This is a genomic window from Sphingomonas colocasiae (genome assembly GCF_019880585.1).
Taxonomy (GTDB): domain Bacteria; phylum Pseudomonadota; class Alphaproteobacteria; order Sphingomonadales; family Sphingomonadaceae; genus Sphingobium_A; species Sphingobium_A colocasiae.
The window spans coordinates 394292-416220 of sequence record NZ_JAINVV010000001.1 but is presented as its reverse complement, the minus strand read 5'-3'; the positions used below and the strand labels follow the sequence as shown (position 1 = coordinate 416220).

Here is a 21929-nt window from a genome sequence, read left to right as displayed (position 1 = left end):
ACGCGATTTCTGCGAGGCCGTTGAATGATCACCGCGCCATCTCCTCAACGCGCGCACGAACGCGTGCGACTTGAACACCAGTCCACGTAGCTCCCCGTGGTGTTCTCACGCCAAGGCGTTCCAACTCCCGAGCGATTGAGCGATCCGATCTTATTCCGTTGGCTTCAATCTGTCGGATGATGGGCAATACCTTCGCCGTGTAGTCGTCGACCTGCTTCGCCCTTGCTGCGCGCCCGAGCGCCTGAGCGTCGGCAAGATTAGTTCGGTTACCGAGGGGCACGCCTTGCGCCTTTCGCCGTGCTAGAGCCTCGCGTGTCCGTTGCGAGATGAGCGCCCGTTCCTTCTCTGCGAGCGCAGCGAAGAGGTGGAGGAGAAAGGGGTCTGTGTCGCTACCGAGTTCGGTCACCACAAATGGAATGCGTTGGGCCATGAGGCCGGATATGAAATGAACGTCCCGCGATAGACGATCGAGCTTTGCGACTACGATCGGGCAATCACTGCGCTTTGCATGTTGCATCGCCGCTGACAGCACAGGGCGACGATCCAACGCATCCGAGCCCTTGCCAGTCTCAATCTCTTCATACCACTCCGCGATCTCCAACCCTTCGCGCAGAGCGAAATCTGCGATGGCACTCCGTTGAGCATCAAGACCAAGGCCGGACCTTGCCTGCTTTGAAGTGGACACCCTGACATAGGCGACGGCCTGCTTCAGATGAGCCTCCAGCACTTTTGCAACAAGTTGCAACAGACTTAAACGAACATTTTAGTTTGTCGCATATGCGTAAGTATTTGTCAAATAATGCTATTTACTCCTTCTCCCGTTCTTCGCGGCGCTTTCTAATCCACTCCAACCTTTCCGCCTTGGCACGTCGTTCGCGCTCCAGAATAGGATCGACTAGTTCTCCAACTACCGATCCGTTCGATTGGTCGATCACTTCGAATGATGTGAAGCTGGCACGATACAGGCAAGCGCTAGTCTTAACCGCCCACGAGCTTTCCATACTCGCGTCCTTCTCGGTGATCCCGCATCGAAGCGACTGTCCCGGCCTCCATTCTTCCATTTGCCCTCGCAAGCGAACACGTAAGTTGCCAACTAAAGCCCGCACCCTCTCGCCAGCCATAGGGACGTGCAGTTCCAACGATTGCAGTGTGGCGTTCGGCTGCGCGATACCGATGAATGTGACGGCGGTTCGTGCAACGCTGACGGTAGCACCGAAGGCGTTTTCCATGACCTGGTTCGGCAATCGCCGTGACGAGCATTCCAACGCCACGGCCTCGAGGAACACCCCGGAGATGTCGGAAAACGGCGGCCTGGTCTCGGACTGACGGAAGTTGCGGGTGATCACCGCTTCCGGAGGGAGGTATATCGAGAGCGTGCCCGACGAAACATCATATTTCCACCAAGGGGATCCATAGCAATTTCCAACGCTAGGCCCATTGGGAGATACCTTCATCAGTAAAACTAGCGCCTGATCCTTCACGTTCGGCCCGGGGGGCGGAGCAGAAAACTGGTCTTTGGGTAAGAACGTTCTCGCTTCCCGAGCGGCAGCAATCAAGCTGTCGATGTTGGCTTCCTGCGCCATAGCCGAGCTGGTCACGGCTAGCGACATGGCGGTTATCACTCGGCAAACTTTCATATCCAATCCTCAAAATATCCCAAAATGGGATATCCCAGACCGGGATATATTTGAAGCGCTTTCCTCCCTGAGGCGGAGCGTGGACATGCCGGGCTCGGCCTTCTCTGATGCCAGTCTCCATGTAACTTTTGTGCTGCGTGAGGCTCGAAAGAATGCAGGGCTAACGCAGGTCCAGCTTGCCGTCGCGCTTGGAAAACCTCAGTCCTTTGTTGCCAAAGTGGAGAGGGGCGAACGTCGCATCGGTATCGTTGAGTTCATTGAGTGGGCCAACGCGCTCGGCATTGCCGCCGTCGACCTATTCGCAAAGGTGGAGCAGGGAATTCGCACGACAACGGCTTAGCGCTACGAAACAGGAAGCGTTTTGCAACTTGTTGCAATTCTCACCCCGGCCAGAGGTCCTGCCCGCTATCCTATAACGATCGTGTCAAAATCCATCTGGCTCACGAGCAAGCCTCTGCAATCTAAGCGATCAAATATCGACATGCTGGGGTATCGAGCAAGTATGTCGCGGATGCGATGGTTGAGCGCAATGCGGCTCATTCTTCCATCAACACCATCCCCACCGGGCTGGACAAAGCGCACTTCAATACCATCCACCTCCTCAGACAGCTCTCGAAATATGCGATCGAACGCTGGCCCGGCGGGGCCAATGCGCAAGCGGCCACACGGGCGCCGGTGAATGTTGTAACCAAGCATATCAAATCCCTCCTGGATATCGTAAATATCGGTACGGAGGTGAAAGGGGCCCGCGTGATGCGTAGCCAACTTGCTCGCAAGGTTCTCTTGCGCTTCTTCCGCTTGCTCTGATGTTGCACAGACCACCAAAAAATCATCGGCATAGCCAAATAGCTGTCCGAACTGAGAATTCCATTCTTTGTTTACGTCATCAATTATCATCGCGAACAAGGCGGATGACGAAGCTCCGCCCTCCAGCAGACCCTGCAGGCCCCTTCCCTCTGTCATCTCCTCAACGTCAAGATATCTATGATGCCGCTGAGTGTCGCTTTCCATGCTCCTTTCTCGATAGGGGTTGAAGATTTTCAAATTGCTCGGATTGAAGCGATGTTCAAAAACTTCCTCCGGCATTATTCCCAGATTTCGTATCACATCCGTGCTAACGGCAGAGAAGGCTCCAGAAATGTCACCGCGCACTACAAAGCGTAAGCCTGAATTACGGCGGAGATGATCTGCTATTGCCGTTACGCAACCGTGGTGCCCTGCTCGACCGTGCCAGCAATATTGACTTTGGCTAATCTCGTGGGCAGCAAACACGATCGCTTTGAGCACGCAATGCGCGAGTTGCATCTCGATAGGAACACGATAGACGCACCGATGGCCACCGCGCTTTTTCGGGATGGCAAGTGGGAACAACTCCGCCGATGTCGCGGCGAACAGGTCAATCTCACCAGCTCGGCGAAGTATGTGGGCGAAATTGGCCCTCTTGTCAGAGACCTTTCTCCGCTGGGTGTGAAAATAGGCTTTTAAGCCAGCATGTCGAAACAGGTGATCAACCGCGTCACGGCCGAACCTTTTCCCCATAAGCCCATCGCTGTGCCGCGAGGCGAGAGCAATCCGGCCAAGATGACGCCGCGCCTCTTCGCCGCAGCGCTGATACTGATCACGCATGGAAGTGCCCGTTGCAACCCGTTGCAAAAAATCAATGATTTGGTCAGACCTCGTTCTTCGCGAGCCATTCGGCGACCGAAGATCTACGATAAAGTGAGCGCCGACCTACCTTGATGCGCGGCGGACCCTTCTTAAGGCGATGCCACCGCTGCAGAGTTCTTGGCGCAATACCGAGAAGCGACGCGACCTCACTCTCGGACAAACTATCAATTTCAATTTGTCGACGCGTCTCGTTTATCATCGAAAACCCCCGAAATAAAATATCAGGGCTTATATGAGAGCAATTGATACTAAATGTCTCTGTAAATATATTCTATGTTTTCTGGTCAAAAATTACCGGATCGGTGGCGATATAAAATTTCGGAAAACCTATGAAATGGCCAAGTACCATCCTCCTGCGCATACTCTTCAGCGAATATGCGCCTAGCCCTCCTTGTCCAAGGCGCTCCTGATACGATTAGGCGATCGACTTCATGACCTATTTCATTATGCCATTGATTTCTGATATTTCTAATGTCCTGCTCACTGGGCTCAGACGCCCGGGTCATGCGCCATGCAGCCCTAATAATCTCCACGAGGGGTGGAGCGCTCTTGAGAGAACCGGCCTTTAACTTGTCGTCGATAACGAATAAGGCGCGGAACATCTCATCCATCGTGCGTCCATCCTCTCTAGCGGAGGAGCCGGTCAAGGCAATCCGGTCTTGGCTAAGGGCACGCTCAATACAGATGCTCATTGCCCACTTAAGTGGATCGTGAGGAAAGCGCCCGATTGCCTCAACGACGTGGCGAAGGTCGTCACTCGCCTTCCAAAGCGCTTCGAGATCAGGCGCGCTCGGAGAGTTCCGTTCAGTGGAGCCGGATCGAACTTTCCGGGGCCGCCCCATCAGCGCACTCCCTTTCTCGATACCACGGACATAATTTCAGAAGCCTCTCGCAACGGATCGTCGAATAGGTGGGCGTATCGCATGGTCGTGGCGGCCTGTGTGTGGCCAAGCAACTTACCGATTACAGGCAGTGATGCTCCATTGGAGACCAGGACGCTCGCATAGCTGTGGCGAAGATCATGTATACGTAGCCCTGAAATATTCGCCTCCATGGTTACCGACCGAAATGCCTTTTTTACGTCAACCAAGGGCCGCCCACTCGGCCCTGGAAACACCACTCCGTTGGAAGAGAAGCGTTTTTCTCTATGGAGCGTCTCGGTCGCTTCCGATGAAAGCGGAATACGGTGCACGCGACGTTGTTTCGTGTGCGCGCTCGGCTTCGTCCAATGGCCGGTAGATAAGTCTAATTGATCCCAAGTTAGTTTGAATGCTTCACCCTTCCGGCAGCCGGTCAAAATGATGAAGCGGATTGCCAACAGCGAAGGACTTTCATCCCGACGGTCCAAGACAGAGAAGAACGCCTCAAGCTCCGCTCCTGTTAGGAAGCGTTCACGAGGTTGCTCCGGATTGCATTTAATGCCCAATACCGGGTTCGATGCAGCCCACCCCCACTGCTGGGCTTTGTTAAATGCGTGCCTCAACAGCGCGATCGTGCGGTTGGCGCGGATGGGCGATGCATCAGAAATGCGATGATGAAGCCGCTCGATATCGCTGAAGCTAATATCGTTCAGCCTGCGGGCTCCAAGCTCAGGTAAAATATGGGACTGCCAGATAGACCGCTCGTCTCGCTGGCTGCTGGAGGCCTTCTTCCCCCCCACTTCCAAAACATATCGTTCCTGCAACTGTTGCAAAGTTTTCAGATTGCGGTCTGTGACCCGCTCTTCAGCGGGGTCCTCACCTGCATCAACCCGTCTGCGGAGGCGCGCCGCATGTTCACGCGCGGCCGCCACACCCCAAGCCGGGTACTGGCCAATGGTGAGCCGCCGCTCCCGGCCACTGGCAACGTAATTTAGGATAAACGACCTTTTGCCGTTCTCCGTTACACGAACGCCGAAGCCACGGATCATATCATCATACATTTTGATGTCTTTGCGGCCCGCTGGGACTTGAACATTGCGCACGAGGGTATCTGTTAGCTTAGGCATTGATGTCCGGCTGGTGTCCGACGCGTTCGCGCCATGAAAGGGTTTCACGAGCACTGTATGTCGCCGAACGTCGCTGTCAAAGGCAAAATAACCGCCTGTTTTCTTGTACTTCTCGGAGTTCTGACGGGTTCGCCAGCCAAGGCGATAACTCACAAATTAAGTCTCTTAATCAGCGGGTCCTAGGTTCGAGCCCTAGTGCGTCCACCACCTTTCACCGGTTTTCATCCCCATCAGGATCGGCCCGAGGATAGGCAGTCGGAAGACTCCGCTGTGCTTTCGGACGTTCGACAGCCCGCTTCCGCGACGCGCGGATCGCGCCGCCTGCCGTCATGTCATGTCATGTCATGTCATGTGCCCACCAATGAACCGGGCGACCATCGTACATGATCATCGACCATCACATCGAGCGCGCGCGCGGCATCGGCTGAAAGCGCAATACCCCCGTCGGCCGCCCGGCCCGGCGCCATCGCCACGCGAAAGCGCTCAAGCACCGTGCTGCACAGCAGATATTCGGGAGCATCGCATTGAGCGGCCGAAGGGAGCGCGGTCATCGGCCCCTCCCGGCTCAACCGGACGGTCGCGATCGAATCGCGGTCGCAATGCACTTGCGGGCCGGCATCGAACACATCGACATAACCCTCGAAACGGAAGCCCTCCCGCTTCAGCATCGCCATGGCCGGCGCACTGTCCTGGTGGGGCTTGCCGATCACATCGCGCGCGCTTTCGGGCAGCAGATTGATGTAGATCGGATGCTTCGGCATCAGATCCGCGATGAAATCGGATCCGCGCAACGCGCTGATGCGATCGGCGGTCGCGAAATCCATGCTGAAGAAACGCGCGCCCACCGCATCCCAGAACGGACTATGCCCCTCCGCATCCTGCCAACCGCGCATTTCCGCCATCAGCAACGGCGAAAACAGATCCGGAAAGGCGGCTGCCAGCATATAGCGGCTGCGCGCGAGCAGGCGCCCCGCCCCCGTCCCCTTCAATTCGGGGCGAACCGCCAGCGTTCCCACTTCGGTCGTGCCGGTATAATCGTTGGCGAGGGAAAGCATTTCGACGGTGCTGTCGATCCCCAGCGCCTGCGAACGCTGCACAAGCTTCAGCCGTTTGTACGAAAAGAAGCCATAGGGTGCGCCGACATGCGGATACAGCGCGGCGGTGCCGAGCAGGGTGCCGCTCTCCGGATCTTCGAGCACAAGCAGAAAATGCGCTTCGGCACGCTCGACGGCACCCCGGAAGCTGGCGACCGACCCCTCGACCTTTGCAGCCAGGCTCTCGCGATCGGCGGGCAAGGTCGTCATGCCCGGACCGAGGCTTTCCGCGAGATCGACGAGTGCGTCGAGATCCCGAGTCTCTATCGGCCTGACCGCCCACATCGGTGCTTCCCCTTCCCGTCCGCTTGAAGTTTGCGGAGGCGGTACAGGAAAGCCCGCGCATTGGGCAACAGCCCGAGATGCGAGCGCTTGCCGGGATCGCGCATGCATTGCCCAAAGGATCGACGAACACCGTCGACCCACGGGGCGTTTCCAATCCGGTCGGCCTTTACGTGCGGAGCAGGAATTTCTGCACCTTGCCCGATGCGTTCATCGGCAGCGCGTCCAGGATCTCCACCTGACGCGGCACCTTGTAATTGGCCATATTGTCGCGGCACCAGGCGATGATCTCTTCCGGCGTCGCACTGGCGTCCGGGCGAAGCACCACATAGGCTTTGGGCACCTCACCGAGCCGTTCGTCGGGAATGCCGATCACGGCGGAATGCATCACCGCCGGATTGGCGGCGAGCAGCCCTTCGATCTCGGCCGGATAGGCGTTGAAGCCGCCGACGATGAAAATGTCCTTGGCGCGATCGGTGATCTTTACGTTGCCAGCCGTATCGAGCACCGCGACATCGCCGGTTCGCAACCAGCCATCGCGGTCGATCGCGGCGGCGGTCGCCTCCGGATTGTTGAAATAACCCTGCATCACATTGGGCCCGCGCACGAGCAATTCGCCCGCCCGCCCCGCCGGCAGAGCAACACCGTCACCGTCGACGATGCGCAGTTCGACGCCGTCGAGCGGGCGGCCCGCCGTATTGGCGATCGTCTCGACCCCATCCTCCTTGCGGCACATGGTGACGACGCCACAGGTTTCGGTGAGGCCATAGGCCGTCAGCACGATATCGATGCCGAGATCGGCCCACATCGCCTCGATCAGCGAGACCGGCACCGATGCCGCGCCGGTGATCGAGAGCCGAAGCGAGGACAGGTCGAAGGCGCGATAATCCGCCGCGAGCATGCTCTGGTAAAGCGTGGGCGGCCCGGGAAGCACAGTCACCTTGTCGCGCTCGATCCGCTGAAGCGCGGCCTTCGCGTCGAACACCGCATGCGGCAGCACCGTGCATCCGGTCAGGAACGCCGCCAGCCAGCCAGCCTTGTAGCCGAAGCTGTGGAAGAAGGGATTGATGATCAGGAAGCGATCCCCGGCGCGCAAGCCATAGGTTTCGGAATAACGCAGATAGACCCAGATATTCTGGCCATGCGTCGTCACCGCACCCTTGGGGTGGCCGGTCGTGCCGGAGGTGAACAGGATGTCGCACACCTGATCCTCCTCGATCGCGGCAAGCCGCGCATCGATTTCGGATGGTGCGACCGATGCGCCTTCGGCCAGGAAATCGCTCCAGCTTGTTCCGCCCGTGTCGCCCGCGATGAGCACCGTTCGCTCCAGATCGGGCAGATCCTCGCCTTCGAGCATCTCGGGATAATCGGCGCCCAGGAATTCCGAAACCGTCAGCAGCATCCGCGCGCCGCTGGTGCGCAGGATATAGCCCGCCTCGCGCCCCTTAAGGCGAGTATTGAGCGGCACGATCGCGGCGCCGGCGCATTGCACGCCAAGCGCGGCGATGATCCATTCGACCGAATTGGGCGCCCAGATCGCGATGCGATCCCCAACGGCAACTCCGCTCGCGACAAAGGCGGCGGCGGCGCGGCGGACGCTCGCTTCCAGGTCGCGATAGAATAGCGAACTGCCATCCTCGCCACGGATCGCCTCGATATCGGCGAAGCGCCTGGCGGATGCGAAAACCATGTGCGGAATCGTCCGCTTGCCATCTGTCACGATCGGGGCCGTCCGTTCTGCTGTTCCGCGATCGGGCGTGATCGACGCCCCCATTGCCCGCAACCCCTATTCGGGGATGGCCTGGCCGTGTTCGCGGTCACTCGCCCCGGGCCAGGCCCAGGAAGATCGGGCGCTCGCCGCCGCCATGGACCGCGATCCGCGCACCGCTGACATAGGCGGCGTCGGGCGAAGCCAGGAAAGCGACGGTATTGGCGACATCCTCGCCGCGCGCCATTCGGCCCGCCGGTAGCATCGCGTCGATGCGCTTCATGCCATCCTCGCCGCCATAATGTTCGATCGCAGCCTCGGTCGCGACCAGGCCGACGACGACGGCGTTCACGCGGACCAGCGGCCCCCATTCCATCGCGAGCGTTTCCGTCAGGTTGAGCAACCCGGCCTTGGCCGCGCCATAGATGGCCGTGCCCGGCGACGGCCGCGTGCCGGACACGCTCGCGATATTGACGATGGCGCCACCCTGCGGCTGCCCCTGCATGATCCGGTTCGCCGCCTGAGCGACATGCAGCGGGCCGAGCAGGTTGAGCGCAAGCACGCGTTCCGAGAAACGCGGCGACGCGGTGGCGGCCGGCGCCTCGGGCGAACCGCCGGCATTGTTGACCGCCAGATCGAGCCGGCCATGCACCGCGACGATCCGGTCGACCATCGCGTTCACATCCTCGGCCGATCGCACGTCGCACGCTTCGAACATGGCGACGGCATCGCCATGACGCGGCAAATCGTCAGGCGCGTTGCGGCCGCAGATCACCACGGTCATGCCGTTCGACAGCAACCGTTCGGTGATCGCCCGGCCAATGCCGCGCGCACCGCCCGTCACCAGCGCCACGCGCCGCTCATTCTTCGCCATGGCCACCTCCAGATCCTTTGCCACATCCATTCTACCGGCCGCCACGAATGTCTCTCTCCATATGGTGGTAGCGGACCATCCGCGTGCCCGCCATGCAACATCATCGGCATGACGGGAGAGCGGATTGAACAAGCAATTTACCATCGAGCAGTTCGTCGCATCGCTGAAGAGCGGGATGACGATCGGGATCGCGGGCTGGGGCCCGCGCCGCAAGCCGATGGCGCTGGTCCGCGCCATCCTGCGTTCCGATCTCACCGACCTGACGATCGTCGCCTATGGCGGGCCGGACGTCGGCATGCTGTGCGCGACGGGCAAGGTGAAGAAGCTGATCTTCGGCTTCGTCTCGATGGATGCGATCCCGCTCGAACCCTATTTCCGTAAAAGCCGCGAGGCCGGCGCGCTCGATATCCTCGAACTCGACGAAGGCATGCTGCAATGGGGGCTGAAGGCTGCGGCATTCCGCCTGCCCTTCCTGCCCACCCATGTCGGGCTCGGCACCGATGTGATGGCGCATGGCGGCTTCAGGACGGTGCAATCGCCCTATGACGATGGCGAAGTGTTGCTGGCGATGCCCGCGCTCAAGCTCGATGCCGCGCTGCTCCACGTCCATCGCGCCGACCGGCGCGGCAATATCCAGGCGCTCGGCCCCGATACCTATTATGACGAGTGGTTCGCGCGCGCGGCGGAAAAGACCTTCGTTTCGGCGGAGGAAGTGGTCGACCGCATGGACCACAGCTATCCCGAGGATGCCCGCGCCAATATCGTCGAGCGCTGCTTCGTCCATGGCGTGATCGAAGCGCCGCTTGGCGCGCACCCGACCTCGATGCCGCCGCTCTATGGCTGGGATATGAAACATCTCAAGGCCTATGCCGACAGCGCGCGCGAAGAAGGTGGCTGGGACGCGTTCGCCGCCCGCACCATCGGCGCCGACGAGGCAGGCTATCTCGACCGGGTCGGCGGTGCTGCCGCCGTCTCAGCCCTTCCCCTGCCCATTTTCTGAGGGGATGACGATCATGACCACCTCGCCCGAATTCACGCTCTGCGAACAGCTGATCGTCGCGGCATCCGAAGCCTGGCGCGGCAATGGCGAACTTGTCGCGACCGGCATCGGCCCCGCGCCGCGCCTTGCCGCCTCGCTCGCCAAGGTGACGCACACCCCCGAACTGATGATGACCGATGGCGAGGCATGGCTGGTCGAGGATCCGGTGCCGATCGGACCGCGCGGCTATGACGACCGCAAGCCCGCCGGCTATCTGCCCTTCTCGCGCTTTTTCGACGCGGCGGTCTGGCCCGGCAAGCGCCACGCCATGGTCACGCCCAGCCAGATCGATCGCTTCGGGCAGACGAACATCTCCTATCTCGGCGGCAGCTACGATCGGCCCAAGGTACAGATGCTCGGCGCGCGCGGCTTTCCGGGCAATTCCATTTGTCACATCAATTCGATGTTCGTGCCGCAGCATTCGAAGCGCGTCTTCGTCGAAGGCGAAGTCGATATGGTGTCGAGCGTCGGCTACAATCCGGCCCGGCGCGTGCCCGGCGCCCGGTTCGATTTCGTCGATCTGCGGCTGATCGTCACCGATCTCTGCATCATGGATTTCGGCGGCGCCGACAATGCGATCCGCGTGATCTCGCTTCATCCCGGCATCACCTTCGATCAGGTGCAGGACGCGACGGGCTTCGCGCTCGAAGCGGCGGACAGCATCGCCGAGACTCCCGCGCCCACCACCGAGCAGCTCGCGATCATCGCCCGCTTCGATCCCCACAATATCCGCGCGAACGTGCTCAAGGACAATCCCGCGGGCCGGAGGCTCTGATCATGGTCGATATCGTCTACGAAACCGACGAACCCGTTCTCTACCGCGTCGAGAGTGGCGTGGCCTGGGTCACGATGAACCGACCGAGCTTCAACAATGCGCAGAACAGCCAGATGACCTATGCGCTCGACGACGCGTTCCGCCGCGCCGTCGACGACGACGAGGTCAAGTCGATCGTGCTTGCCGGTGCCGGCAAGCATTTCTCGGCCGGCCACGACATCGGCACGCCGGGCCGCGACGTCACGAAGAGCTTCGACCGCAAATTGCTCTGGCCCGATCACACCAACAAGCCCGGCGCTGAATTCCTCTATACGCGCGAACAGGAAGTCTATCTGGGCATGTGCCGCCGCTGGCGCGATGTACCCAAGCCGACAGTGGCCATGGTGCAGGGCGCATGCATCGCCGGCGGGCTGATGCTCGCCTGGATCTGCGACCTGACGATCGCGTCCGAAGACGCGTTCTTCCAGGATCCCGTCGTCCGGATGGGCATTCCCGGCGTCGAATATTTCGCCCATGCCTTCGAATTGCCGCCGCGCGTCGCCAAGGAATTCCTGCTGCTCGGCGAACGCATGCCCGCCGACCGCGCCTATGAGCTGGGCATGGTCAACCGCATCGTCGCGCGCGCCGATCTGGAAGCGGAGACGCGCAGGGTGGCAGAGAAGCTTGCGGAGATGCCGCGGCTGGGCCTGTCGCTCACCAAGCAGGCAGTGAACCATGTCGAGGACCTGCGCGGCAAGCGCACCGCGATGGATGCCGTTTTCCACATGCATCATTTCGCGCACGCCCAGAATGATCTGACGACGGGCAACAGCCTGGCCGGGCTCACCGGCAAGTCGATGGCCGAAGCCAACAAGAAGGATGCCGCCGCGAAGAAGGATGGGGACGCCGGCTGATGGCCGATCCGCTCAACACCGTCCTGACCGAGAGGCTCGGCTGCCGCGTGCCGGTGATCCAGACCGCGATGGGCTGGATCGCGACGCCCTCGCTCGTCATCGCGTCGAGCGAGGCCGGCGCCTTCGGTTTCCTCGCCGGAGCAGTGATGCAGCCGGCCGAGCTCGAAACCGCAATCCTTGCGGTCAAGCAGGGCACCAGCCGTCCCTTCGGTGTCAATTTTCACATGTTCCAGCCGGGCGCGGCGGAGATCGTCGAGATCATCCTGAAGCATCGCGACCAGATCCGCGCGGTCAGCTTCGGACGCGGCCCCGATGCGAAGATGATCGGGCGGTTCAGGGACGCCGACATCCTCTGCGTGCCCACCGTCGGCGCGGTCAAGCATGCGCAGAAAATGGTACAACTGGGCGTCGACATGGTGACGGTGCAGGGCGGCGAAGGCGGCGGCCATACCGGGTCGGTCGCCTCGACCGTGCTGCTGCCGCGAGTGCTCGACAGCGTGAAAATTCCGGTGATCGCGGCGGGCGGCTTCGGCGACGGGCGCGGGCTTGCCGCGGCTCTTGCCTATGGCGCTGTCGGCATCGCGATGGGCACGCGCTTCCTGATGACGCGCGAGAGCCCGATCCCGGACGCCACCAAGGCGCGCTACACCGCCGCCGGCACCGACGACATCCTCGTCTCGACCAAGGTCGACGGCCTGCCCCAGCGCATGATCCGCAACGCGCTGCTGAACCGGATCGAACGCTCGACGGGGATCGGCATCTGGCGGCGCGCGATCGAAAGCGGGCTGCAGATGAAACGCCAGACCGGCGCATCGTTCGGCGATCTGTTCAGGGCGGCAAAGGGCATGACCAGCCACGGTGGGCTCACCTTGCCCCAGGCGATGATGGCGGCGTCCGCGCCGATGCTGATCCAGAAGGCCGTGGTCGAGGGTGATCCCGATCACGGGCTGATGGCGACCGGGCTCGTCGCCGGGCGGCTCGGCGACCTCCCCAGTTGCGCCGATCTTGTCGCCGGCATCGAGGCGGAGGCGCGCGCGCGCCTCGCCGCCCTCTCCTCTCCCTCGCAAACGGTGGCCTGAACCATGCCGATCCATACCCAGATCAAGGACCGCATCGCGGAGATCGTCTTCGATCAGCCGCCGGTCAACGCGTTCGACAGCGCAACCTGGAACAGCCTGCCCGCGATCATCCGCGAGGCGGGCTGCAACCCGGACGTCAATGTCGTGCTGATCCGCGCCGAGGGACGCGGCTTTTGCGGCGGCGTCGACATCAAGGAGATGCAGGCGCATCCCGAGCGCATCACCCTGCTCAATCGCGGCAATTTCCTGACCTTCAAAGCGGTGCGCGATTGCGAGGTGCCCGTCGTCACCGCCGTCCACAAATTCGTGATCGGCGGCGGCATCGGCATCTGCGGCGCAAGCGACACGATCATCGCCGCCGACGATGCCTATTTCTCGCTGCCGGAGGTCGATCGCGGCGCGATGGGCGGCGCTTCGCACCTGTCGCGCATGCTGCCGCTGCACAAGGTGCGCGCCGCCTTCTTCACCGGCGGCAATATCCCGGTCGACGAAGCCTATCGCCTGGGCGCCGTCGAGAAGATCGTCCCGCGTGAGGCGCTGGCGGACGAGGCGCGCGCCTTCGCCGCGATCATCGCGGGCAAGTCGCGCAAGGCGCTGGTGCTCGCCAAGGAAGCACTGAACGGCCTCGAGCCCCGCGACGTCGATCATGGCTATCGCTTCGAACAGGGCTTCACGCTGGAAATGTACATGCATGAAGACAGCCAGAAGGCACGCGACGCCTTTGTCGAAACCGGCGCAGCTGCGAAATTCTGATGCCAGGAAACGAACTTCCGAATTTTCGCATCCTCGCCCCCTTTAGGGGGAGAGGATACGAAGCCTTGGACCGACGCAAGTCGGGCTTAGGCGGAGTTGGTGAGGGGGGACGCGAAGCATCGCTTCGCGGGCGCGCTCCGCGCGCCATCCCCCTCACCCAACTCCGACTAGGCAGCACGCTGCCAAGTCTGCGCAACCCTCTCCCCCTTGCAGGGGGCGAGGGGAAAAGGACGCGATGATGGATCTCGCCTACACTCCCGAACAACAGGCCTTCCGCGCCGAAGTCCGCGCGTGGATGGAGGCGAACGTCCCGCGCGAACCGCTCCTCACACTGGAGTGTGAGCAAGGCTATCGCCAGCATGTCGAATGGGAACGCAAGCTGGCCTCCGGCAACTGGGGCATGGTCACCTGGTCGGAGGCCTATGGCGGGCGCGGGCTAGACCTGATCCAGTGGCTGATCTTCGAGGAGGAATATTATCGCGCAGGCGCGCCGCTGCGCGCCAACCAGAACGGCATCTTCCTGCTCGGCCCCACGATCATGGAGTTCGGCACCGACGAACAAAAGGCGCGCTTCCTGACGCCCATGGCCAGGGGTGAGGTAATCTGGGCGCAGGCCTGGTCCGAACCCAATGCCGGATCGGACATGGCCGCGATCACCAGCAAGGCAATCCGTGACGGCGATCACTATGTGATCACCGGCCAGAAGACCTGGTCCAGCCGCGCGAGCTTCGCCGACTGGGGTTTCGGCCTGTTCCGCACCGATCCGGACTCGAAGCGCCATAAGGGGCTGAGCTTCATCCTGTTCGATCTCAACGCCCCCGGCGTCACCCGCCGCCCGATCCGCCAGCTCCATGGCGATCCGGGTTTCGCCGAATTGTTCTTCGACGAAGTGCGCGTGCCCGTCGCGAACCGCATCGCGGGCGAAGGCGAAGGCTGGAACGTCGCGATGGCGACCGCGGGTTTCGAACGCGGACTGATGCTGCGCTCCCCAGCCCGCTTCCAGGCGGCGGCGGCGCGGCTGGTGTCGCTGTTCCGCGCGCATGAAGCCAAGGCATCGCCCGCCGCGCGCGAACAGGTGATGCAGGCATGGATGGATGCGCAGGCCTATGCCTACAACACCTATGCCGTCGCCTCGCAGATCATGGCGGGCGGCCATATCGGCGCGGAAGCGAGCCTCAACAAGATCTTCTGGTCGGAACTGGACCGGGCCATGCACCGCACCGCGATGCAATTGCTGGGCGCCGCCGCCGAGCTGCGTCATCTGAACGACGGCGGGCTCAATGGCTGGCTCGAGGGCTATATCTTCTCGCTCTCCGGCCCGATCTATGCCGGATCGAACGAAATCCAGCGCAACATCATCGCCGAGCGCCTGCTCGGGCTGCCGAGGTAACGGCCATGGATTTCACGATTTCGGACGATCAGGCGACGCTGGCACAGGGCGTTCGCGACTATCTGGCGGGCGTTCACGGCCCCGAAGTCCTGCGCGAGCTCGATGCCGAAGAAAGCCGCCGTTCCGATGCGGTCTGGCAGGGACTGGTCGAGATGGGCCTGTCGGGTCTGCTGGTGCCTGAGGCACAGGGCGGACTCGGCCTGTCGCTGCTCGACGGTGTCGGCATCGCGATCGAGCTTGGCCGCGCCGGCGTCGCCGAACCCATCGCCGATACCGCGCTGGTTGCCGCGCCGCTGCTCGTGGCAGCCGGCGGGCAGGATGCGTTGCTCGAACGCATCGCCACAGGCAGCGCCAAGATCGCGCTTCAGCATCCCGTCAATCCCTGGACCGCAGATCTCGACACCGCCAGCCATGTCCTGTCCGCCGATAGCGACGCCCTGCTGCTCGCCGAACGCAGCGGCACGGCCCGGTTGCTCGACAGCGTCGATCCGCTGCGCCGCCTGTTCGTGCCGGCAAGCGCGGGAGGCGCGGCGATCGGCACTTCGGGCGCACTGCTCGATCACGCCGCGCTGATCGCCGCCGCGCAGCAGATCGGCATTGCCGAGGCGATGCTGGCCCAGGCGACCGACTATGCAAAGACCCGCACCCAGTTCGGCCAGCCGATCGGCAGTTTCCAGGCGGTCAAGCATCATCTGGCGAGCGCGGCGGTGAAGATCGCCTTTGCTCGCCCCGTCGTGCAGCGCGCGGCGGTCTCGCTCGGCGAAGGCGCCGCCCATGCCGCGGTCCATGCCAGTCATGCCAAACTCGCCGCATCCGACGCGGCCTGGGCGACCGCCGAGACCGCGACCCAGGTCCATGGCGCGATGGGCTATACCTATGAGGTCGATCTGCATTTCTGGATGAAGCGCGCCTGGGCGCTCGCATCCGCCTGGGGCGATCGTGCCTTCCATCTTGCCCGGATCGACGCCGCCGTGATCGGCGGCACGCTTCCGATCGGCCCCGGCCACAGCTTCGCATAAGGAACACAGCAATGGCGGAAGCCTATATCATCGACGCCGTCCGCACCCCAATCGGGCGCAAGAAAGGCAGCCTGGCGCAGGTTCATCCCGCCGATCTGGGCGCGCATCCGATCAAGGCACTGATCGCCCGCACCGGCATCGACGCTAATCTGGTCGATGACGTGATCTGGGGCTGCTGCGACACGATCGGGCCGCAGGCGGGCGATATCGGCCGCACCGCCTGGCTGGTGGCCGGATTGCCCGAACATGTGCCGGGCGTCACCATCGACCGGCAATGCGGATCCTCGCAACAGGCGGTGCATTTCGCGGCGCAGGGGGTGATGAGCGGCACGCAGGATCTGGTCGTCGCGGGCGGCAGCCAGGCGATGAACGCGATCCCGATCTCGGCGGCGATGTTCGCCGGTCAGCCGTACGGCTTCGACAGCCCGTTCCTGGGTTCGCCGGGCTGGCTGGCCCGCTATGGCGATGAAGAGGTCAACCAGATCCGTTCGGCCGAGATGATCGCCGATAAATGGAACATCACCCGCGATGCGATGGAGGCGTTCGCGGTGGAATCGCACGCCCGCGCGCAACGCGCGATCGACAATGGCTGGTTCAAGGCGGAGATCGCGCCGCTCGACGGGCTCGACACCGACGAAACCGTCCGCCCCGGCACGACGCTGGAGGGGCTCGCCGCGCTCAAGACCGTGCGCGAGGGCGGCGCGATCACCGCCGGGATCGCCAGCCAGAATTGCGACGGCGCCGCCGCGCTGCTCATCGCCGGCGAAGCCGCGGTGAAGGCGCATGGCCTGAAGCCGCGCGCGCGCATCCATCACATCTCGGTGCGCGCCGACAATCCCGTGTGGATGCTGACCGGCCCGATCCCGGCAACCAAATATGCACTGCAGAAAGCCGGCATGTCGGTCGACGATATCGACCTGTTCGAATGCAACGAGGCCTTCGCCTCGATTCCGATGGCGTGGATGCAGGAACTGGGCGTGCCCCACGAGAAGGTCAATGTGCAGGGCGGCGCGATCGCGCTCGGCCATCCGATCGGCGCCACCGGCGCGCGGCTGATGACCACATTGCTCGGCGCGCTCGAACGCACCGGCGGCCGCTACGGCCTGCAAACGATGTGCGAAGGCGGCGGCCAGGCCAACGTCACGATCATCGAAAGGCTCTCCTGATGCCTCCGTTCGTGTCGAGCGAAGTCGAGACACGCGTGCAAAGGCACCAACGTCCCTCGACTTCGCTCGGGACGAACGGATCCGAACTGAAAGGTTGATCTGAATGGGTATCTGCGACGGACGGACCGTCATCATCACCGGCGCGGCGCGCGGGCTCGGCCGCGCATATGCGCTCGCCTTCGCCGCCGAAGGCGCCAATGTCGTCGTCAACGATATCGGCACCAGCCTGTCGGGCGAGGGCCGCGACACCTCCGCCGCCGACGGCGTCGTCGCGGAGATCGTGGCGGCGGGCGGCAAGGCCGTCGCCAATTACGAGGACATCACCGACTGGGATGCAGCGAAGCGCATCGTCGATGCCGCCGTGGCGGCGTTCGGCGACCTGCATGTCGTGGTCAACAATGCCGGCATCGTGCGCGACCGGATGTTCGTCTCCGCGACGCCCGAGGAATGGGACGCGACGATGCACGTGCATTTGCGCGGCCATTTCTGCGTCAGCCGCCATGCGGTCGATTATTGGCGCAGCCAGCAAAAGGCGGGCAATGCCGTCGATGCACGCATCATCAACACCACCAGCGGCGCCGGTCTGCAAGGATCGATCGCGCAGGCCGCATACTCGACCGCCAAGGGCGGCATCGCGGCGCTGACGCTCGTCCAGGCCGCCGAACTCGGCCGCTATGGCATCACCGCCAACGCGCTGGCACCCGCCGCGCGCACGCGGATGACCGAGCAGGCCTTCGCCGACAAGATGGCTGCGGTCGACAGCGGCTTCGACGTGCAGGATCCCGCCAATATCGCGCCGGCCGTCGTCTGGCTCGGCTCCGAGCAATCGCGCCACGTCACCGGCTGCGTCTTCGAGCTGGAGGGTGGCCGCATCACCATCGAGGATGGCTGGAATCTCGGCCCCACCGTGGAACAGCAGGCGAGATGGGCGCCGGCCGATATCGGCGCGGCGGTCGATGGACTGCTCGCCGCACGCACCGCGCCGCGCAAGGTGTGGGGCAGCTAGGATGCATTTCGCCTTCACCGACGAACAGGCGATGATCGCCGAAACGGCGAAGGCGTTCTTCGCCGAAAACGCGACGAGCGAACGCACGCGCGCCGCGATGGCCGCGGACGGGATCGACCGGGCCTTGTGGCAGGCGTTTACCGGCGAACTGGGGCTGGCCGGCGTCGCCCTGCCGGAGGGTCACGGCGGCGTCGGGCTCGGCATGGTCGAATTCGCGATCCTCGCCGAGCAGGCCGGCAGCCAGGTCGCCGCCCTGCCCCTTCTGGCCAGCCTGGGCCTCGCCGCCCCCGCGATCCTCGCGGGCGGCACGGATACGCAGAAGAACTGGTTGCCGATGCTGGCGGCGGGTGAGGCCAGCGCGAGCTTCGCCATCCTCGACAATGGCACGCTGATCGCGCCACACGGTGCGGTCGCCGACATCTTCGTCGTCTCAACCGGCGATAGCGCCGCGATCGTCCGTCGTGACACGCCGGGACTGACGGTCACGCCGCTCATGTCGATGGACCAGACGCGCCCCTATGCGCGGATCGATATCGGCGACGCCCTGATCGAACCGCTCGCAGATCCGCGCGCCGCGATTTCGGCGGCGCTCAGCACCGGCTGGCTCGCGATCGCCGCCGACGCGCTGGGCGGCGCACAGGCCTGTCTCGACCGGACCGTCGCCTATGCATTGGAACGTGTTCAGTTCGGACGGACGATCGGCAGCTTTCAGGCGGTCAAGCATCGGCTCGCCGACATGATGGTGATGGTCGAACAGGCGCGCTCGGCGGTCTATTGGGCCGCCTGCGCGATCGACGAGGGGTCGGACGAAGCGGCGTTCGCGATCCACGCCGCCAAGGCCTTCGCCTGCGACACCTATCGCCACTGCGCGGGCGAGATGATCCAGCTCCATGGCGGCATCGGCTTCACCTGGGAGCATGACGCGCATCTCCATTTCAAGCGCGCGCGCAGCGATGCGAGCCTGCTCGGCACGCCCGACTGGCACCGTGAGCAGATCGCGCAGCTCGCAGGACTGGACGAAGCGGCATGAGGCTGGGCTTTTCCCCCGAAGAAGAAGCGTTCCGCGCGGAAGCCGCCGCCTGGCTCAAGACCGAACTGGAAGGCTCCTTTGCCGACGTCCATGGCCTCACCAGCCTGACCGACGCGCCCGATCGGCGGCGCGACTGGGAAAAACGGCTGGGTGAAGCGGGCTGGAGCTGTGTCGGCTGGCCGAGCGCCTATGGTGGCCGCGATGCGACCCTGGCTCAACAGGTGATCTTCGCCGAGGAATATGCGCGCGCCGGCGCCCCGCCCCGGCTCAACCATATCGGCGTCGAACTGGCCGGGCCGACGATCCTCGCCTTCGGCACCGAAGAACAAAAGGCCCGTTTCCTGCCCGCGATCGCGCGCGGCGAGGAGATCTGGTGCCAGGGCTATTCGGAGCCCAATGCCGGATCGGATCTCGCCAATGTCCGCACCCGCGCCTGGCGCGAAGGCGGTGACTGGCTGATCGAGGGCCAGAAGGTCTGGACCAGCCTGGCGCAATTCTCCGACTGGATCTTCGTGATCGCGCGGACCGAAGAGGGCTCGAAGGGACCGAAGGGCTTATCCTTCCTGCTCGTGCCCGTCGACCAGCCCGGCGTCACCGTCCGCCCGATCCACCAGATCACCGGCGAGGCCGAATTCAACGAGACCTTTTTCGATGCCGCACGCACGCCAGCCGCCAATATCCTAGGTGAGCCCGGCCATGGCTGGGCGGTGGCGATGGCGCTATTGGGCTTCGAACGCGGCGTCTCGACGCTCGCGCAGCAAATGGGTTTCCGCAACGAGCTGAACGCGGTGATCGCGGCGGCGCGCGCCAATGGCGAGGCCCGGAACCCGCTGATCCGCCAGCGCATCGCTCAGGCCGAGATCGGCCTGAAGCTGATGCGCTATGGCGCGCTACGCATGCTGAGCGACGCGGAGGGCGGCACGCTCGGCACGTCCGCACTCACCTACAAGATCCAATGGGCGACATGGCGGCGCGATCTGGGCGAGCTGGCGATGGACGTGATCGGCCTGTCCGGCGAGACCGTCGAGGGGCATGACTATGCCTTTCCGATGCTGCCCAATCTGTTCCTCTATTCGCGCGCCGACACGATCTATGGCGGCACCAACGAGATCCAGCGCAACATCATCGCCGAGCGCGCGCTCGGTCTGCCGCGCGAACCGCGCGGCGACCTCAAGTAAAGGAACCGATCGTGGCAAGACCCGCCCCCGACTATCCCACGCCGACCGGCCTGCTGAAGGGCAAGACCATGCTGATCACCGCCGCCGCCGGAAGCGGCATCGGCGGCGCGGTGGCGCAGCGCGCGGCGGAGGAAGGCGCGACGCTGTTCCTGTCCGACATGCACGAACGCCGGCTGGGCGAAACCGCCGACCGGATCGCGTCGCTGGGTTTCGCACGCCCCGGCACATTGGTCTGCGACGTCACCGACGAAGCGCAGGTGCAGGCGCTGGTCGCCGCCGCGATCGCGGGCATGGGGCATGTCGATATCCTGATCAACAATGCCGGGCTGGGCGGCGCCGCGCCGGTGATCGAGATGACCGACGATCAATGGAACAAGGTGCTCGACGTCACGCTGACCAGCGTGTTCCGGATGACGCGCGCGATCCTGCCGCATATGTATGCGCGCCAGACGGGCGCGATCGTCAACAACGCCTCGGTGCTCGGCTGGCGCGCGCAGAAGCTGCAGGCGCATTATGCCGCGGCCAAGGCCGGGGTGATGGCCTTCACCCGCTGCTCGGCACTTGAAGCCGCCGAACAGGGCGTGCGCATCAACGCGGTCTCGCCCAGCCTCGCCATGCATGCCTCGCTCTCCAAGGTCACGCCCCCCGGCCTGCTCGAGGAACTGACCGAGAAAGAGGCGTTCGGCCGCTATGCCGAGCCCTGGGAAGTGGCGAACGTCATGCTGTTCCTCGCCAGCGATCTTTCTTCCTATATGACCGGCGAAGTCGTCTCGGTCTCGAGCCAGCAGGCATGAGCGCGCGCATCTTCGAGACGCCGGCCGACCTTCCCGGCGCGGTCGGCGAGCGTTTCGGCCCTACCCAATGGGTGACGATCGAGCAGGAGCGCATCGACCTGTTCGCGCGCGCTACCGACGATCATCAATGGATCCATGTCGATCCCGAACGCGCCAAGGACGGTCCGTTCGGGGCAACGATCGCGCATGGCTATCTGACGATGAGCCTGGTCAACCGCTTCCTGCCCGAACTGATCGAGGTGCGCGGCGTCTCGATGGGCATCAATATCGGGACGGACGCGCTGCGTTTCCTCAACCCTGTCCGCGTCGGCAGCCGCATTCGCGGGGTCGGCGAACTGGTCAGTGCCGAGGCGGCCAAGGGCGGCATCCAGGCGGTGGTGCGCGTGACCGTCGAGATCGAAGGCGTCGAGAAACCGGCCTGCGTCGTCGATACGATCAGCCGTTTCTACCCGGCCTGACGGCTTCTGTTGTCATTCCCGCGAATGCGGGAATCCAGGAGATGTCGATCATCGCGCTCTACGCCACTGGATTCCCGCGTGCGCGGGAATGACAGGTAG

The 21929-nt window shown here is 63.3% G+C and carries 22 protein-coding genes; 14 read left to right on the top strand and 8 right to left on the bottom strand.

The features are described from left to right. Positions 1-28: 28 nt before the first annotated feature. Complete coding sequence (locus tag K7G82_RS02000) at positions 29-745, bottom strand: recombinase family protein (RefSeq protein WP_222988135.1); 717 nt, start codon at positions 743-745, stop codon at positions 29-31. A gap of 61 nt (positions 746-806) precedes the next feature. Beyond that, entirely contained in the window at positions 807-1610 is an 804-nt protein-coding gene (locus tag K7G82_RS01995) for a hypothetical protein (protein WP_222988134.1), read from the bottom strand. On the opposite strand from K7G82_RS01995, the gene K7G82_RS01990 reads away from it, so the two are divergent. Then, a complete protein-coding gene (locus tag K7G82_RS01990) occupies positions 1609-1977 on the top strand; it encodes a helix-turn-helix domain-containing protein (protein WP_222988133.1) in 369 nt (122 codons plus the stop codon). The genes K7G82_RS01995 and K7G82_RS01990 overlap by 2 nt on opposite strands. Positions 1978-2042: 65 nt before the next feature. Here the strand turns inward: K7G82_RS01990 and K7G82_RS01985 are convergent, their stop codons facing one another. The 6 genes from K7G82_RS01985 to K7G82_RS01960 all read right to left on the bottom strand — a co-directional run bounded on the left by K7G82_RS01985 (position 2043) and on the right by K7G82_RS01960 (position 9250). Then, entirely contained in the window at positions 2043-3263 is a 1221-nt protein-coding gene (locus K7G82_RS01985) for a reverse transcriptase domain-containing protein (RefSeq protein ID WP_222988132.1), read from the bottom strand. A gap of 43 nt (positions 3264-3306) precedes the next feature. Further along, on the bottom strand, positions 3307-3504 hold the full coding sequence (locus tag K7G82_RS30275) for a helix-turn-helix transcriptional regulator (protein WP_222988131.1): 198 nt from the start codon (positions 3502-3504) through the stop codon (positions 3307-3309). Between the two features lie 642 nt (positions 3505-4146). Next, positions 4147-5445 (bottom strand): tyrosine-type recombinase/integrase, encoded by a 1299-nt coding sequence (locus K7G82_RS01975; RefSeq protein ID WP_222988130.1) that lies wholly within the window; start codon positions 5443-5445, stop codon positions 4147-4149. 194 nt (positions 5446-5639) lie between these two features. After that, a complete protein-coding gene (locus K7G82_RS01970) occupies positions 5640-6671 on the bottom strand; it encodes an arginine N-succinyltransferase (protein WP_222988129.1) in 1032 nt (343 codons plus the stop codon). Positions 6672-6837: 166 nt separating this feature from the next. Then, on the bottom strand, positions 6838-8442 hold the full coding sequence (locus K7G82_RS01965; protein ID WP_222988128.1) for a FadD3 family acyl-CoA ligase: 1605 nt from the start codon (positions 8440-8442) through the stop codon (positions 6838-6840). 43 nt (positions 8443-8485) lie between these two features. Beyond that, positions 8486-9250: an SDR family oxidoreductase gene (locus K7G82_RS01960; protein ID WP_222988127.1), complete on the bottom strand. Its 765-nt coding sequence runs from the start codon at positions 9248-9250 to the stop codon at positions 8486-8488. 124 nt (positions 9251-9374) lie between these two features. Between K7G82_RS01960 and K7G82_RS01955 the strand changes: the two genes are divergently transcribed. The 13 genes from K7G82_RS01955 to K7G82_RS01895 all read left to right on the top strand — a co-directional run bounded on the left by K7G82_RS01955 (position 9375) and on the right by K7G82_RS01895 (position 21830). Then, positions 9375-10250 carry a CoA transferase subunit A gene (locus K7G82_RS01955; RefSeq protein WP_281422955.1) on the top strand — a complete coding sequence of 292 codons (876 nt, stop codon included), beginning with the start codon at positions 9375-9377 and terminating at the stop codon, positions 10248-10250. A 13-nt stretch (positions 10251-10263) separates the two neighbouring features. Then, on the top strand, positions 10264-11064 hold the full coding sequence (locus K7G82_RS01950) for a CoA-transferase subunit beta (protein WP_222988126.1): 801 nt from the start codon (positions 10264-10266) through the stop codon (positions 11062-11064). Between the two features lie 2 nt (positions 11065-11066). Further along, positions 11067-11957: an enoyl-CoA hydratase gene (locus K7G82_RS01945; protein WP_222988125.1), complete on the top strand. Its 891-nt coding sequence runs from the start codon at positions 11067-11069 to the stop codon at positions 11955-11957. Further along, entirely contained in the window at positions 11957-13036 is a 1080-nt protein-coding gene (locus K7G82_RS01940; protein WP_222988124.1) for an NAD(P)H-dependent flavin oxidoreductase, read from the top strand. Before K7G82_RS01945 ends, K7G82_RS01940 begins: the two co-directional genes overlap by 1 nt. 3 nt (positions 13037-13039) lie before the next feature. Next, entirely contained in the window at positions 13040-13789 is a 750-nt protein-coding gene (locus tag K7G82_RS01935) for an enoyl-CoA hydratase family protein (RefSeq protein ID WP_222988123.1), read from the top strand. 238 nt (positions 13790-14027) lie between these two features. After that, positions 14028-15179, top strand: a complete 1152-nt coding sequence (locus K7G82_RS01930; RefSeq protein WP_222988122.1) for an acyl-CoA dehydrogenase family protein — start codon at positions 14028-14030, stop codon at positions 15177-15179. Between the two features lie 5 nt (positions 15180-15184). Further along, positions 15185-16198 (top strand): acyl-CoA dehydrogenase family protein, encoded by a 1014-nt coding sequence (locus tag K7G82_RS01925; protein ID WP_222988121.1) that lies wholly within the window; start codon positions 15185-15187, stop codon positions 16196-16198. Positions 16199-16209: 11 nt separating this feature from the next. After that, positions 16210-17364 carry an acetyl-CoA C-acetyltransferase gene (locus K7G82_RS01920; protein ID WP_222988120.1) on the top strand — a complete coding sequence of 385 codons (1155 nt, stop codon included), beginning with the start codon at positions 16210-16212 and terminating at the stop codon, positions 17362-17364. A 103-nt stretch (positions 17365-17467) separates the two neighbouring features. Next, positions 17468-18370 carry an SDR family oxidoreductase gene (locus K7G82_RS01915; protein ID WP_222988119.1) on the top strand — a complete coding sequence of 301 codons (903 nt, stop codon included), beginning with the start codon at positions 17468-17470 and terminating at the stop codon, positions 18368-18370. 1 nt (position 18371) lies between these two features. Next, positions 18372-19400, top strand: a complete 1029-nt coding sequence (locus K7G82_RS01910) for an acyl-CoA dehydrogenase family protein (protein WP_222988118.1) — start codon at positions 18372-18374, stop codon at positions 19398-19400. After that, positions 19397-20578 (top strand): acyl-CoA dehydrogenase family protein, encoded by a 1182-nt coding sequence (locus tag K7G82_RS01905; RefSeq protein WP_222988117.1) that lies wholly within the window; start codon positions 19397-19399, stop codon positions 20576-20578. Before K7G82_RS01910 ends, K7G82_RS01905 begins: the two co-directional genes overlap by 4 nt. An 11-nt stretch (positions 20579-20589) precedes the next feature. Continuing rightward, positions 20590-21372, top strand: a complete 783-nt coding sequence (locus K7G82_RS01900) for an SDR family oxidoreductase (protein WP_222988116.1) — start codon at positions 20590-20592, stop codon at positions 21370-21372. Beyond that, on the top strand, positions 21369-21830 hold the full coding sequence (locus tag K7G82_RS01895) for a MaoC family dehydratase (RefSeq protein WP_222988115.1): 462 nt from the start codon (positions 21369-21371) through the stop codon (positions 21828-21830). Before K7G82_RS01900 ends, K7G82_RS01895 begins: the two co-directional genes overlap by 4 nt. Positions 21831-21929 lie beyond the last annotated feature (99 nt).

What these genes read in the sequence shown, in the direction of transcription:
- K7G82_RS01945 (WP_222988125.1), top strand. Translation starts at nt 11,067, where the DNA reads ATGGTCGATATCGTCTACGAAACCGACGAACCCGTTCTCTACCGCGTC.
- K7G82_RS01910 (WP_222988118.1), top strand. Translation starts at nt 18,372, where the DNA reads ATGCATTTCGCCTTCACCGACGAACAGGCGATGATCGCCGAAACGGCG.
- K7G82_RS01950 (WP_222988126.1), top strand. Translation starts at nt 10,264, where the DNA reads ATGACCACCTCGCCCGAATTCACGCTCTGCGAACAGCTGATCGTCGCG.
- K7G82_RS01920 (WP_222988120.1), top strand. Translation starts at nt 16,210, where the DNA reads ATGGCGGAAGCCTATATCATCGACGCCGTCCGCACCCCAATCGGGCGC.
- K7G82_RS01985 (WP_222988132.1), bottom strand. Translation starts at nt 3,263, where the DNA reads ATGCGTGATCAGTATCAGCGCTGCGGCGAAGAGGCGCGGCGTCATCTT.
- K7G82_RS01970 (WP_222988129.1), bottom strand. Translation starts at nt 6,671, where the DNA reads ATGTGGGCGGTCAGGCCGATAGAGACTCGGGATCTCGACGCACTCGTC.
- K7G82_RS01995 (WP_222988134.1), bottom strand. Translation starts at nt 1,610, where the DNA reads ATGTCGCTAGCCGTGACCAGCTCGGCTATGGCGCAGGAAGCCAACATC.
- K7G82_RS01935 (WP_222988123.1), top strand. Translation starts at nt 13,040, where the DNA reads ATGCCGATCCATACCCAGATCAAGGACCGCATCGCGGAGATCGTCTTC.
- K7G82_RS01925 (WP_222988121.1), top strand. Translation starts at nt 15,185, where the DNA reads ATGGATTTCACGATTTCGGACGATCAGGCGACGCTGGCACAGGGCGTT.
- K7G82_RS01895 (WP_222988115.1), top strand. Translation starts at nt 21,369, where the DNA reads ATGAGCGCGCGCATCTTCGAGACGCCGGCCGACCTTCCCGGCGCGGTC.
- K7G82_RS01990 (WP_222988133.1), top strand. Translation starts at nt 1,609, where the DNA reads ATGGCGGTTATCACTCGGCAAACTTTCATATCCAATCCTCAAAATATC.
- K7G82_RS01930 (WP_222988122.1), top strand. Translation starts at nt 14,028, where the DNA reads ATGGATCTCGCCTACACTCCCGAACAACAGGCCTTCCGCGCCGAAGTC.
- K7G82_RS01905 (WP_222988117.1), top strand. Translation starts at nt 19,397, where the DNA reads ATGAGGCTGGGCTTTTCCCCCGAAGAAGAAGCGTTCCGCGCGGAAGCC.
- K7G82_RS01960 (WP_222988127.1), bottom strand. Translation starts at nt 9,250, where the DNA reads ATGGCGAAGAATGAGCGGCGCGTGGCGCTGGTGACGGGCGGTGCGCGC.
- K7G82_RS01965 (WP_222988128.1), bottom strand. Translation starts at nt 8,442, where the DNA reads ATGGGGGCGTCGATCACGCCCGATCGCGGAACAGCAGAACGGACGGCC.
- K7G82_RS01915 (WP_222988119.1), top strand. Translation starts at nt 17,468, where the DNA reads ATGGGTATCTGCGACGGACGGACCGTCATCATCACCGGCGCGGCGCGC.
- K7G82_RS30275 (WP_222988131.1), bottom strand. Translation starts at nt 3,504, where the DNA reads ATGATAAACGAGACGCGTCGACAAATTGAAATTGATAGTTTGTCCGAG.
- K7G82_RS01940 (WP_222988124.1), top strand. Translation starts at nt 11,957, where the DNA reads ATGGCCGATCCGCTCAACACCGTCCTGACCGAGAGGCTCGGCTGCCGC.